The following is a 12,962-nucleotide window of genomic DNA, read 5'->3' as shown; positions in this document are numbered from 1 at the left end:
CCGACACGGATGCCGCGCACCTTCACCTTGTTCACCGGCCAGTGGGCTGACCTGCCCCTGGAGGAGGTCTGCCGACTCGCCCGCGACTTCGGCTACGACGGCCTCGAACTCGCCTGCTGGGGCGACCACTTCGAGGTCGACAAGGCCCTCGCCGACCCCTCCTACCTCGACTCGCGCCGGGAACTGCTCGACAAGTACGGCCTGAAGTGCTGGGCGATCTCCAACCACCTGGTCGGCCAGGCCGTCTGCGACGCCATCATCGACGAACGCCACCGGGCGATCCTGCCCGCCCGCGTCTGGGGCGACGGCGACGCGGAGGGCGTGCGGCGGCGCGCCGCCGCCGAGATCGAGGACACCGCGCGCGCCGCGGCCGCCTTCGGCGTGGACACCGTCATCGGCTTCACCGGCTCCGCGATCTGGCACCTGGTCGCGATGTTCCCGCCCGCCCCCGAGGCGATGATCGACCGCGGCTACGAGGACTTCGCGGCGCGCTGGAACCCGATCCTAGACGTCTTCGACGCCGAGGGCGTGCGGTTCGCGCACGAGGTCCACCCGAGCGAGATCGCCTACGACTACTGGACGACCGTACGCACCCTGGAGGCGATCGACCGGCGGCCGGCCTTCGGCCTGAACTTCGACCCCTCCCACTTCGTGTGGCAGGACCTGGACCCGGTCGGCTTCCTGTGGGACTTCCGCGACCGCATCTACCACGTCGACTGCAAGGAGGCCCGCAGGCGCCTCGACGGACGCAACGGCCGCCTCGGCTCCCACCTGCCCTGGGGCGACCCGCGGCGCGGCTGGGACTTCGTCTCGGCCGGACACGGCGACGTCCCCTGGGAGGACGTCTTCCGGATGCTGCGCTCCATCGGCTACCAGGGCCCGGTCTCGGTCGAGTGGGAGGACGCCGGCATGGACCGGCTCCAGGGCGCCCCCGAGGCGCTGACCCGCCTGAAGGCGTACGACTTCGAGCCGCCGTCGGCCTCCTTCGACGCGGCGTTCGGCAACTGACGTCCGGGCCCCGGAGGGCTCCCCGGCTTCCGGGGCTCCCCAGCCCTCCGGGACGTCCGGCTCCGGGGTGACGGCGCACCCCGGCGTACGCACCCGCCCGTACAACCAGCCCCACTCTGGAGGCATTCGTGCACGGGAACGACCGCACCACCCGCACCGACGAAATAGGCACCCACAGACGACCCCCCCTGTTCCGCAAGGCGGTGGCCCTGCTCAGCGGCGCGCTGCTGGCGGGGGCCTCCCTCACCCTGGCCGCACCCCAGGCCGGCGCGGCCGCCGCCGACGAGGCGGCCGTCGCGGCGGAGGACTTCCAGCAGGTCGCCCTCGCCAAGGGCGAGGCGGAGGTCGGCGAGCCCATGTCGCTGGCCGTCCTCCCGGACCGCTCGGTCCTGCACACCTCCCGCGACGGCGAACTCCGCCTCACCGACGCCGCGGGGAACACGCGACTGGCCGGCAAGCTCGACGTGTACTCCCACGACGAGGAGGGCCTGCAAGGCGTCGGCGTCGACCCCGGATTCGCCGAGAATCGTTTCATCTACCTCTACTACGCGCCGCCGCTGGACACCCCGGCCGGCGACGCCCCCGAGACCGGCACCGCCGCCGACTTCGCCCCCTTCGACGGGGTCAACCGCCTGTCGCGGTTCGTGCTGACCGCCGACGGCACCCTCGACCTCGCCAGCGAGAAGAAGATCCTCGACGTGCCGACCACCCGCGGCATGTGCTGCCACGTCGGCGGCGACATCGACTTCGACGCGCAGGGCAACCTCTACCTGTCGACCGGTGACGACTCCAACCCGTTCCAGTCGGACGGCTACACCCCGATCGACGAGCGCGCGAACCGCAACCCGGCCTTCGACGCCCAGCGCACCTCCGGCAACACCAACGACCTGCGCGGCAAGATCCTGCGCATCAAGGTCAACGCCGACGGCTCCTACTCCATCCCCGAGGGCAACCTCTTCCCGCCCGGCACGGACAGGACGCGGCCCGAGATCTACGCCATGGGCTTCCGCAACCCGTTCCGGTTCAACGTCGACAAGGAGACCGGCATCCTCTACGTCGGCGACTACGGTCCCGACGCCGGTGCCGCCGACCCGGACCGGGGCCCGGCCGGCCAGGTCGAGTTCGCCCGCGTCACCGGCCCCGGCAACTTCGGCTGGCCGTACTGCACCGGCGACAACGACGCCTACGTCGACTACGACTTCGCCACCGGGCAGTCCGGCGAGACCTTCGACTGCGCCGCCCCGAAGAACGACTCCCCGCACAACACCGGCCTGACGGACCTGCCCCCGGCGCAGCCGGCCTGGATCCCGTACGACGGCCCGTCCGTACCCGAGTTCGGCGACGGCTCCGAGTCCCCGACGGGCGGCCCCGTCTACCACTACGACCCGGCCCTCGACTCGCCGGTGAAGTTCCCCGAGGCCTACGACGGCGACCTCTTCGTCGGCGAGTTCGGACGGCGCTGGATCAAGCGGATCACCAGCGACGCCGACGGGACCGTGCAGGCGATCAACGACGTGCCCTGGTCCGGCACCCAGGTGATGGACATGGAGTTCGGGCCCGACGGGGCGCTGTACGTCCTCGACTACGGCCTGTCCTGGTTCGGCGGCGACGAGCACTCCGCCCTGTACCGCATCGAGAACGCCACCGACGGCCACTCGCCCGTCGCCCAGGCCGCCGCGAACAAGACCTCCGGCCAGGCCCCGCTGCGGGTGAGCTTCTCCTCCGCGGGCACCACCGACCAGGACGGCGACGCCCTCACCTACAGCTGGGACTTCGGCGACGGCTCCACCTCCACCCAGGCCGACCCGACGCACCGGTACAAGAAGAACGGCACCTACACGGCGACGCTGACGGCGAAGGACCCCTCCGGCCGCACCGGCAGCGCGAGCGTGCAGATCGTCGTCGGCAACACCGCGCCCAAGGTGACGCTGGACCTGCCCAAGGACGGCCAGCTGTTCAGCTTCGGCGACGCCGTCCCGTTCAAGGTGCGGGTCACCGACCCCGAGGACGGCCGCTCCATCGACTGCTCCAAGGTCAAGGTCACCTTCGTCCTCGGCCACGACACCCACGGCCACCCGCTCACCTCGGCCAACGGCTGCTCCGGCACCATCCAGACCAGCGCCGACGGCGGCCACGACGAGAACGCCGACATCTTCGGCGTCTTCGACGCCGAGTACACCGACAACGGGGGCGGCGGCCAGGCCCCGCTGACCACGCACGACCAGAACGTCACCCAGCCCAGGCACCGACAGGCCGAGCACTTCAACGACTCCTCGGGCGTCTCGGTCGTCACCAAGGAGGCCGCGCACGGCGGCAGGACCGTCGGCGAGATCCACCACGGTGACTGGATCTCCTTCACCCCGTACGTCCTGAGCAACGCGGAGAAGGTCACCGCCCGCGTCTCCTCCGGCGGCGCCGGCGGCACACTGGAGTTCCGCGCCGGGTCCCCCACGGGCACGCTGCTCGGAAAGGCGGCCGTGCCGGTCACCGGCGGCTGGGAGACCTTCCAGGACGTCTCCGCCGACCTGTCCCGCGCCCCGCGCGGCACCACCGAGCTCTTCCTGGTCTTCAAGGGGAGCGGCACGGGTGCCCTGTTCGACGTGGACGACTTCACCTTCACGACCAGCTGAGAGGAGGTGGCACCATGCGTGCGACCGGACGAGTGACGACCGCCGCCGTGGGCGCCGCCCTGCTCCTGGGCACCGTCTCGGGGACGGCCGCCTCGCAGGCCGGGGACGAGGGCGGCAAGGCCGCCGAGAAGCGGGTGCTGGTCTTCTCCAAGACGGCCGGTTTCCGCCACGACTCGATCCCCGAGGGCGTCGCCACGGTGAAGCAGCTCGGCCAGGCGGGCGGCTTCAGGGTCGACGCCACCGAGGACGCGGGCGCGTTCACCCAGCGCAACCTGCGGCGCTACGCCGCCGTCGTGTTCATGTCCACCACGGGTGACGTCCTCGACGCCGCGCAGCAGCGCGCCTTCGAGGGCTACATCCGCGGCGGCGGCGCCTACGTCGGCGTGCACGCCGCGGCCGACACCGAGTACGACTGGGAGTTCTACGGCGGCCTGGCCGGCGCCTACTTCCAGTCCCACCCGGCGATCCAGCCGGCCACCGTGGACGTCGAGGACCGCGCCCACCCGGCGACGTCGGGGCTGGCGCGCACCTGGAACCGCACCGACGAGTGGTACAACTACCGCTCCAACCCGCGGGAGCGGGCCCACGTCCTCGCCTCGCTCGACGAGTCGTCGTACACCGGCGGCACCATGCACGGCGACCACCCGATCGCCTGGTGCCAGGAGTACCGGGGCGGCCGCGCCTTCTACACCGGCGGCGGCCACACCAAGGAGTCCTACGCCGACCCCGCCTTCCGGCAGCACCTGCTGGGCGGCATCCGCTGGGCCGTCGGCGACGCCCAGGCCGACTGCCGTCCGGAGAACGGCTACCGCCCGCTCCTGGACGGCGCCTCCCTGGACGGCTGGCGGCAGGCGGGCCCCGGCTCGTTCACGTCGGACGACGACGGCACGATCACCTCGTCGGGCGGCATGGGCCTGCTCTGGTACGCCGGGAAGAGCTTCACGTCCTACTCCCTGAAGCTCGACTGGAGGATGGCGAGCGAGTCCGGCGACGACAACTCGGGGGTGTTCGTGGGCTTCCCGGCCTCGGACGACCCGTGGTCGGCGGTGGACAACGGCTACGAGATCCAGATCGACGCCACGGACGTCCCCGAGCGCACCACCGGGTCCGTCTACGGCTTCCAATCCGCCGACCTGAACAAGCGCGACCGCGCGCTGAACCCGCCGGGGGAGTGGAACACGTACGAGATCCGCGTGGAGGGCGAACGGCTCCGCGTCTGGCTCAACGGCGTGAAGATCAACGATTTCACCAACACCGACCCGGCCCGGAGCCTGGCCGACGGACACATCGGCATCCAGAACCACGGAGCCGAGGACCGGGTGTCCTTCCGGGACGTCCGGATCAAGGAACTGCCCGTCCGAGGCGACTGAGCGGCGGCGGGCGGGGGACGCCGGACCCCCGCCCGCCGTCATCCCGCCCGTCCCGCCGCTGCCCCTCGGGGGCCCGTCGCCGTCCCCGGTCCTCCCGCCCGTCCCCGCTTCCCGCCGTTCCCGGTCTTCCCGGTCTTCCCGTCTTCCCGCCGTCTCTGTGGAGTCCACGCACGTACGTCGCATTCGGCGACGTCGACAAGGAGGCTGCCCATGTCCGCGTCCCGTCCAGGTTCCCCTTCGGACTCCGGTTCCCGTGTGGGGGTGTGGCTGATCGGAGCGCGCGGCTCCGTCGCCACCACCGTCGTGGCGGGCTGCGCCGCCGTGTCGGCGGGCCTGCACCCGCCGACGGGCATGGTGACCGAGACGCCCGTCTTCGCCGGCAGCGGCCTGCCGGCCCTGTCGTCCCTGGTCTTCGGCGGCCACGACACCCTCGACTGCCCCCTGCCCAAACGGGCGGAGGCCCTGGCGGCGGGCGGCGTACTGCCCCCCGGCCTCCCCGCGGCGGTCCGCGCCGAACTGGCCGCCGCCGACCGCGAGATCCGCCCCGGCGGCCCCCTGCCCGGCGACACCCGCGGCGAGGAGGAGCTGATCGCCGCCTTCGCCGCGGACATCCGGGACTTCGCACGGCGCTCGCGTGCGGCGCGGACGGTGGTGGTGAACGTGGCCTCCACCGAGCCCACCGCCACCGGGCGCGCGCTCCCGCCGAGCTCGCTGTACGCGGCGGCCGCCCTGCGCGCCGGCTGCCCCTACGTCAACTTCACCCCGTCCACCGGCCTCGACCACCCGGCCCTGGCCCCGCTGGCCGCCGCCTCCGGCCTGCCGTACGCGGGCCGCGACGGCAAGACCGGCCAGACGCTGCTCAGGTCGGTGCTGGGCCCCATGTTCGCGCAGCGGGCGCTCGCCGTGCGGGCCTGGTCCGGCACGAACCTGCTGGGCGGCGGCGACGGCGCCGCCCTGGCCGACCCGGCCGCCGCGGCGGCCAAGAACGCGGGCAAGGAACGGGTCCTCGCCGACACCCTCGGCACGACCCCCCAGGGCGAGGTCCACATCGACGACGTCCCCGCGCTCGGCGACTGGAAGACCGCGTGGGACCACATCGCCTTCGACGGCTTCCTCGGCGCCCGCATGATCCTCCAGACCATCTGGCAGGGCTGCGACTCGGCCCTGGCCGCCCCCCTGGTCCTCGACCTCGCCCGCCTGACCGCCCGCGCCCACGAGGCCGGCCTGTCCGGCCCGCTCGGCGACCTCGGCTTCTACTTCAAGGACCCGGCGGGGGACGGACCCGCCGGGCTCGCGGAGCAGTACGAGGCGCTGCGGGGGTTCGCGGGACGGCTGCGGGACGGCGGGGGAGCGGCGAGCGGGCGCGGCGACGGCGGTCCGGCAGGCACGGACCGCGGCGGGGAGCGGCGATGAGGCGGGGAGCGGCGGTGCGGCGGGAACGAGCCGGCAGGCGTCCCCAGGGGGCCGGGCCCGGAGCGACGGGAGCGGGGACGCCCGCCCCGGCCGCCGCGGCGGACCCGTCCCGGCCGCCGGGCCCCGCGCCCCGCCCCGGGTCCGGCCGAGCGGGAGATCCCGCACCCGGCGGGCCCGGAACCGGGCGCGGCCGGGGAGCCGGGCGCGCCTGGGCCGAACTGCTGCGCCTGCCCGCGCTGTTCACCGTCCCCGGCGACGCGCTCGCCGGTGCCGCCGCGACCGGCGCCCGCCCCACTGCCCGCACGCTGCTGGCCATCGGCTCCTCCCTCTGCCTGTACCAGGCCGGCATGGCCCTCAACGACTGGGCGGACCGCGAGGAGGACGCCGTCGAGCGCCCGCACCGGCCCCTCCCCTCCGGCCGCGTCCGGCCGGCCGCCGCCCTCACGGCGGCCTGCGCCCTCACCGGCGCCGGACTGGCCCTGGCCGCCCGCGCCGGCCGCCCCGCCCTCGCCGTCGCCGCCCCCCTCGCGGCGACCGTCTGGGCGTACGACCTCACCCTGAAGCACACGCCCGCCGGACCCGCGGCCATGGCCGCGGCCCGCGGACTCGACCTGCTCCTCGGCGCGGCGGCCACCACCGGCCGCGCCCGGCCGGCGCTGCCCTCCGCCGCTCTGCTCGGCACCCACACCCTCGCGGTGACGACCGTCTCCCGCGACGAGACCCGCGGCGGCTCGCCCCTGGCACCCCTGTCGGCCCTGGCCACGACCGCCCTGCTCACCGGCCTCCTGACCCGGGGCCGCGCACGGCGCGCGGCGGGGCGGGGGGACACGGCGCGGGCGCCGGGCGGCCGAGGCGGCGCGGCCGCCACCGCCGCTCTCGGCGCCGCCTACGCCGTGACGGCCGCCCGCCCCTGCTTCCACGCCGCCCTCAACCCGTCGCCCCCGCTCATCCAGCGAGCGGTCGGCGGCGGCATCCGCGCCACGATCCCCCTCCAGGCCGCCCTCACCGCCCGCTCCGGGGCCCCGGTCACCGCCCTGCTGATCGCGGCCCTCGCCCCGGCCGGACGGAAGTTCGCGAGGAAGGTGAGCATCACATGAGCCCGGACCGCACGAGCCCGGACCCCATGAGCCCGGACCACATGAGCCCGGACCCCATGAGCCCGGACCACATGAGCCCGGACCACATGAGCCCGGAACCGCTCCCCACGGCCCCGGCCGGCCCGGCCGGCTCCCCGGGAGCCCCCCGACACCCCGGCGCCGCCCCCCTCCGCTTCGGCTACGGCACCAACGGCCTCACCGACCTCCGCCTCGACGACGCCCTCGCCCTCCTCGCCGACCTCGGCTACGACGGGGTCGGTCTCACCCTCGACCACATGCACCTCGACCCGCTCGCCCCGGACCTCGCCGCCCGCACCCGCCGGGTCGCGCACCGGCTCCAGGCGCTGGGCCTGGGCGTCACCGTCGAGACCGGCGCCCGCTACGTGCTCGACCCGCGCCGCAAACACGGCCCCTCCCTCCTGGACCCGGACCCCGACGACCGGGCCCGCCGCGCCGGCCTGCTGCTGCGCGCCGTCCGGGTCGCCGCCGACCTCGGGGCCCACGCCGTCCACTGCTTCAGCGGCACCGTCCCCGCCGGCACCGACCCGGACACGGCCTGGAAACGCCTCGCCGAGGCGCTCGCACCGGTCCTGGACGCCGCCACCGCCGCCGGCGTCCCCCTCGCCGTCGAACCCGAACCGGGCCACCTCCTCGCCACCCTCGACGACTTCCACCGCCTGCGCCACGCCCTCGGCGACCCCGACGCCCTCGGCCTCACCCTCGACATCGGCCACTGCCAGTGCCTCGAACCCCTCCCGCCCGCCGACTGCGTACGCGCCGCCGCCCCCTGGCTGCGGCACGTCCAGATCGAGGACATGCGCCGCGGCGTCCACGAACACCTCCCCTTCGGAGACGGCGAGATCGACTTCCCGCCCGTCCTCGCGGCCCTCGCCGCCACCGGCTACCAGGGCCTGACCGTCGTCGAACTGCCCCGCCACTCCCACGCGGGCCCCCGCTTCGCCGAGCGCTCCCTCCCCTTCCTCCGCCGCGCGGCGACCACCGCCGCCCCCGCCCGGGCCACCGGGGACCGCGGGCCCGGCGCGGTCCCGGCGCCACCGGGCGGCTCCCGCCCCCCGGACGTCCCCCGCCCGGCCCCGCGCCCCGCCGCACCCGCCACCCCGGAAGGGAGCACCCCATGACCCGTCCCCGCACCACCCCGGCGACCACCGCGGCCACCGGCGGAACGACGGCCGACGGCGGCACCCCGAGCCCCGGGACCGCCCCCCTCGACACCCTGCGCGCCCACCTCGCCACCCGCCTCGACGGAGCCGCCCGCGCCTGGCTCGACCAGGCCCTGGACGAGGCGGCCGCCCACCCCGGCGGCCGCGGCCCCCTCGCCGTGTGGGAGCTGCGCCTCGCCGAGGCCGGCCGCCGCTGCGGCCCCGCCCACGCCGACGCCGCCCGCGTCCTCGTCCTGCACGCGGCCCGGGCCGACGCCGACGCCCTGACCCGGGTCTACGTCCAGGGCACCGCCGACGAACGCCGCGCCGTCCTGCACGCCCTGCCCCACCTCGTGCCCGGCCCCGACGCCCTCCCCCTCGTCGAGGACGCCCTGCGCACCAACGACACCCGGCTCCTCGCCGCCGCCGTCGGCCCCTACGCCGCCCGGCACCTCGACCCCCACACCTGGCGCCACGCCGTGCTCAAGTGCCTGTTCACCGGCGTCGGCGTCGACCACGTGGCGGACCTGCCCCGGCGCGCCCACGGCGACGCCGAACTCGCCCGCATGCTCGGCGACTACGCCGCCGAACGCACCGCCGCGGGCCGTCCCGTCCCCGAGGACCTGGACCGCGTCCTGGCCCTGACCCGGACCGGCACCCCGCCGGCCCCGCCGCACCGCACGGACGACCCCCACGGCAAGGAGTCCTGATGCGCATCTTCGACCCCCACATCCACATGACGTCGCGGACCACCGACGACTACGAGGCCATGTACGCCGCCGGTGTCCGCGCGGTCGTCGAGCCCTCCTTCTGGCTCGGCCAGCCCCGCACCTCGCCCGCCTCCTTCCTCGACTACTTCGACTCCCTCCTCGGCTGGGAGCCCTTCCGCGCCGCCCAGTACGGCATCGCCCACCACTGCACGCTCGCCCTCAACCCCAAGGAGGCCAACGACCCGCGCTGCGTCCCCGTCCTGGACGAACTGCCCCGCTACCTCGTCAAGGACCGGGTCGTCGCCGTCGGCGAGATCGGCTACGACTCGATGACGCCCGCCGAGGACACCGCCCTGGCCGCCCAGCTCCAGCTCGCCGCCGACCACGGCCTGCCCGCCCTGGTGCACACCCCGCACCGCGACAAGCTCACCGGCCTGCGCCGCACCCTCGACGTCGTCCGCGAGTCCGCCCTGCCCCCGGACCGGGTCCTGGTCGACCACCTCAACGAGACGACCGTGAAGGAGGCCCGCGACAGCGGCTGCTGGCTGGGCTTCTCCGTCTATCCCGACACCAAGATGGACGAGGAGCGGATGGTCGCGATCCTGCGCGCCCACGGACCCGAGCGGGTGCTGGTCAACTCCGCCGCCGACTGGGGCAGGAGCGACCCCCTCAAGACCCGCCGGGTCGCCGACCTGATGCTCGCCGAGGGCTTCACCGAGGACGACGTCGACCAGGTGCTGTGGCGCAACCCCGTCGCCTTCTACGGGCTCAGCGGCCGGCTCGTCCTCGACGTGCCCGCCCCGGAACCCACCCACGAGGGCAACTCCATCCTCCGCGGCGCCCCGAAGGACGACGGGCACGAGCCGGTCCGCGTCCCGGCCGCGGAGGTGTGAACCATGCGCTTCCGCCACCCCGACGGCTCCACGGTCCACCTCGCCTACTGCACCAACGTCCACCCCGCCGAAACCCTCGACGGCGTCCTCGCCCAGCTCCGCGACCACTGCGAGCCCGTCCGCCGCCGCCTCGGCCGCGACCGCCTCGGCATCGGCCTGTGGCTCGCCCGCGACGCCGCCCGCGCCCTGGTCACCGACCCGTCCGCGCTGCGCGGCCTGCGCGGCGAACTCGACCGGCGCGGCCTGGAGGTCGTCACCCTCAACGGCTTCCCCTACGAGGGCTTCGGCGCCGAGGAGGTCAAGTACCGCGTCTACCGGCCGGACTGGGCCGACCCCGAACGCCTCGGCCACACCACCGCCCTGGCCCGCGTCCTCACCGGACTCCTGCCCGACGACGTCACCGAGGGCAGCATCTCCACCCTGCCGCTGGCCTGGCGCACCGCCTACGACGACGCCCGCGCCGACCGGGCCCGCGCCGCGCTCACCACCCTCGCCGAACGCCTCGACGCCCTGCACGACCTCACCGGGCGCTCCATCCGCGTCGGCCTGGAACCGGAACCCGGCTGTGTCGTCGAGACCACCGCCGACGCCCTCGCCCCGCTGACCGCGATCGCCCACGACCGCATCGGCATCTGCGTCGACACCTGCCACCTCGCCACCTCCTTCGAGGACCCGCACACCGCGCTGGACGCCCTCGCCGACGCCCGCGTCCCCGTCGTCAAGTCGCAGCTGTCCGCCGCCCTGCACGCCGAACACCCCCACCGCCCCGAGGTCCGCGCCGCGCTCGCCGCCTTCGCCGAACCCCGCTTCCTGCACCAGACCCGCGCCTGCCCCCCGCCCGGCCCCGTCCGCGCGGGGGAGGGGCCCGCCGCGGGCCTGCTCGGCACCGACGACCTCGACGAGGCCCTCGCCGGCGGCGTCCTGCCCGACACGGCGCCCTGGCGCGCCCACTTCCACGTCCCGCTGCACGCGGCCCCCGCCGCGCCCCTCACCTCCACGCTCCCCGTCCTCAAGGCCGCGCTGACCCGGCTCGTCGGCGGCCCGCACCCGCTCACCCGCCACCTGGAGGTCGAGACCTACACCTGGCAGGCCCTCCCGCCCGAGCTGCGGCCCCGCGCCCGCGCCCAGCTCGCCGACGGCATCGCCGCCGAACTCGCCCTCGCCCGCGACCTGCTGACGGACCTCGGTCTGAAGGAACTGCCATGACCCGACCCGAAGGGCCGACCCCGCTCCTCGTCCTGGACGTCGTCGGCCTCACCCCCCGCCTGCTCGACCACATGCCGCACCTGAAGGCCCTGGCCCGGTCCGGCTCCCACGCCCCGCTCGGCACCGTGCTGCCCGCCGTCACCTGCGCCGCCCAGTCCACGTTCCTGACCGGCACCCACCCGTCCGAGCACGGCATCGTCGGCAACGGCTGGTACTTCCGCGAGCTCGGCGACGTCCTGCTGTGGCGCCAGCACAACGGACTCGTCGCCGGCGACAAGCTCTGGGACGCCGCCCGCCGCGCCCACCCCGGCTACACGGTCGCCAACATCTGCTGGTGGTACGCCATGGGCGCCGACACCGACATCACCGTCACCCCCCGCCCGGTCTACTACTCCGACGGCCGCAAGGAACCCGACTGCTACACCCGCCCCCCGGCGCTGCACGACGAACTCACCCGGGAGTTCGGCACCTTCCCCCTCTTCCACTTCTGGGGACCCGGCGCCGACCTGGTCTCCAGCCGGTGGATCATCGATGCCACCCGGCACGTCCTGCGCACCCGCCACCCCGACCTGACCCTCTGCTACCTCCCCCATCTTGACTACGACCTGCAGCGCTTCGGCCCCGACGACCCGCGCTCCCGGAAGGCGGCCACCGACCTCGACGCGGCCCTGGCCCCGCTCCTGGACGATGCCCGCGCCGAGGGCCGCACGGTGGTCGCCCTGTCCGAGTACGGCATCACCCGCGTCAGCCGGCCCGTCGACATCAACCGCGCCCTGCGCCGCGCCGGCCTGCTGGAGGTGCACACCCAGGACGGCATGGAGTACCTCGACCCGATGGCGTCCCGCGCCTTCGCGGTCGCCGACCACCAGATCGCCCACGTCTACGTGCGCCGCCCGGAGGATCTCGACGCCGCCCGGGCCGCCCTCGACGGCCTGCCCGGCATCGAGCAGCTCCTCGACGACCGGGGCAAGAAGGCCCACCACCTCGACCATCCACGCGCCGGCGAACTGGTCGCCGTGGCGGAGCCGGACGCCTGGTTCACGTACTACTACTGGCTCGACGACGCCCGCGCGCCCGACTTCGCGCAGCTCGTCGAGATCCACCGCAAACCCGGCTACGACCCGGTCGAGCTGTTCATGGACCCGCTCGACCCCTACGTCAAGGTCAAGGCGGCCACCGCCCTGGCCCGCAAGAAACTCGGCATGCGCTACCGCATGGCGGTCGTGCCCCTGGACCCCTCACCTATTCGCGGCAGCCACGGCCGCCTACCCGCGAGCGACGACGACGGTCCGCTCCTCATCTGCTCCACCCCCCGCGCCGTCGGCGACCGCGTCGCGGCCACCGACGTGAAATCACTGCTGCTCCGCCTCGCCGGACTCGGCTGACACGCAGGCCGACGAGCCGCGAGAACCGGCTACGGAGAGTGAAACACACGGCACTGACAGCGGCCGGATCCGGCGCCACCGGACCCGGCC

The 12,962-nt window shown here is 74.8% G+C and carries 10 protein-coding genes; all 10 read left to right on the top strand.

The genetic code is table 11. The annotated features are described in order from the left end of the window. Positions 1–9 precede the first annotated feature (9 nt). Positions 10–1,008 (top strand): sugar phosphate isomerase/epimerase family protein, encoded by a 999-nt coding sequence (locus tag ABD363_RS03835; RefSeq protein WP_344599908.1) that lies wholly within the window; start codon positions 10–12, stop codon positions 1,006–1,008. Positions 1,009–1,136: 128 nt separating this feature from the next. Continuing rightward, on the top strand, positions 1,137–3,638 hold the full coding sequence (locus ABD363_RS03830) for a PQQ-dependent sugar dehydrogenase (protein WP_344599907.1): 2,502 nt from the start codon (positions 1,137–1,139) through the stop codon (positions 3,636–3,638). A gap of 14 nt (positions 3,639–3,652) precedes the next feature. Beyond that, positions 3,653–5,008 (top strand): ThuA domain-containing protein, encoded by a 1,356-nt coding sequence (locus tag ABD363_RS03825; RefSeq protein ID WP_344599906.1) that lies wholly within the window; start codon positions 3,653–3,655, stop codon positions 5,006–5,008. A 210-nt stretch (positions 5,009–5,218) separates the two neighbouring features. Next, positions 5,219–6,421, top strand: a complete 1,203-nt coding sequence (locus ABD363_RS03820; RefSeq protein ID WP_344599905.1) for an inositol-3-phosphate synthase — start codon at positions 5,219–5,221, stop codon at positions 6,419–6,421. Continuing rightward, positions 6,418–7,518, top strand: coding sequence for an SCO3242 family prenyltransferase (locus ABD363_RS03815; protein WP_344599904.1), 1,101 nt, complete (start codon positions 6,418–6,420; stop codon positions 7,516–7,518). Before ABD363_RS03820 ends, ABD363_RS03815 begins: the two co-directional genes overlap by 4 nt. 71 nt (positions 7,519–7,589) lie before the next feature. After that, positions 7,590–8,657, top strand: a complete 1,068-nt coding sequence (locus tag ABD363_RS03810; protein ID WP_425577934.1) for a sugar phosphate isomerase/epimerase family protein — start codon at positions 7,590–7,592, stop codon at positions 8,655–8,657. Next, entirely contained in the window at positions 8,654–9,388 is a 735-nt protein-coding gene (locus tag ABD363_RS03805; protein WP_344599902.1) for an EboA domain-containing protein, read from the top strand. Before ABD363_RS03810 ends, ABD363_RS03805 begins: the two co-directional genes overlap by 4 nt. Beyond that, positions 9,388–10,281, top strand: a complete 894-nt coding sequence (locus ABD363_RS03800) for a TatD family hydrolase (RefSeq protein WP_344599901.1) — start codon at positions 9,388–9,390, stop codon at positions 10,279–10,281. The genes ABD363_RS03805 and ABD363_RS03800 overlap by 1 nt, the downstream gene beginning before the upstream one ends. A 3-nt stretch (positions 10,282–10,284) precedes the next feature. Further along, positions 10,285–11,487: a metabolite traffic protein EboE gene (gene eboE / locus ABD363_RS03795; protein WP_344599900.1), complete on the top strand. Its 1,203-nt coding sequence runs from the start codon at positions 10,285–10,287 to the stop codon at positions 11,485–11,487. Continuing rightward, positions 11,484–12,872, top strand: coding sequence for an alkaline phosphatase family protein (locus tag ABD363_RS03790; protein WP_344599899.1), 1,389 nt, complete (start codon positions 11,484–11,486; stop codon positions 12,870–12,872). Before eboE ends, ABD363_RS03790 begins: the two co-directional genes overlap by 4 nt. The last annotated feature ends 90 nt before the right edge of the window (positions 12,873–12,962 follow it).

The organism is Streptomyces glaucus (assembly GCF_039533365.1).
Lineage (GTDB): Bacteria > Actinomycetota > Actinomycetes > Streptomycetales > Streptomycetaceae > Streptomyces > Streptomyces glaucus.
The sequence above is the reverse complement of the archived record's forward strand: the minus strand, read 5'-3'. Positions and strand labels throughout refer to the sequence as shown.